Origin of the sequence: Clostridioides sp. GD02377 (assembly GCF_045899875.1) — a bacterium.
In the GTDB taxonomy this organism is placed as follows: domain Bacteria; phylum Bacillota; class Clostridia; order Peptostreptococcales; family Peptostreptococcaceae; genus Clostridioides; species Clostridioides difficile_A.
This window is the reverse complement of the sequence record NZ_JBJODA010000077.1, coordinates 1-582: the sequence shown is the minus strand read 5'-3', so window position 1 is coordinate 582 and position 582 is coordinate 1. Positions and strand designations below refer to the sequence as shown.

At 28.9% G+C, this 582-nt stretch carries 1 protein-coding gene; it reads left to right on the top strand.

Annotation, left to right across the window (positions count from 1 at the left end; translation table 11 throughout):
• On the top strand, positions 1 to 582 hold a 582-nt coding region (locus Q3304_RS20880), incomplete at both ends, for an ORF6N domain-containing protein (protein WP_407815495.1).

Genomic DNA, 582 nt, shown 5'->3' with positions numbered 1-582 from the left:
CAGTACTTGGAACTTTAGAAGTTGAGGGAATGAAATTTCATGATATTGAGGGTGGGTTTGGAAAAGGCAAGAAAGCAATGCTAGTAAAGGATATAGCTGAGATACATAATAGAGAATCTAGACAGATTAATGAGCTTATAAATAAGAATAGAAAAAGATTTAAAGATGGAAAAGATATATTAGATTTGTTAGGTGTCGGTTTGAACGATACCAAAATAAAAGAATTAGGATTTACTCAACAATCAATTAATTCTTATAGAGGGTTAAAAAACAAAGGGTTATTATCTGGGATTTATATATTATCTGAAAGAGGTTATGCAAAATTATTAAAAATATTGGAAGATGATATAGCTTGGGAATTATATGAGAAGTTAGTTGATGGATACTTCTCTATGAGAAAAGAATTAAATAATCCTCTTTTAAGTGCATCAAAGGAGTTACAAGCTATATTTATGCTAGATAAGAAACAAGAAGTCTTAGAGACTAAAATAGAGAATGTTAATGAGAAATTAGAGAATTTTATGGATGATGCTCCATTATTTAATATAGAGTGTGAGAGTATTGTTAAAGAAGTTAAGAGAG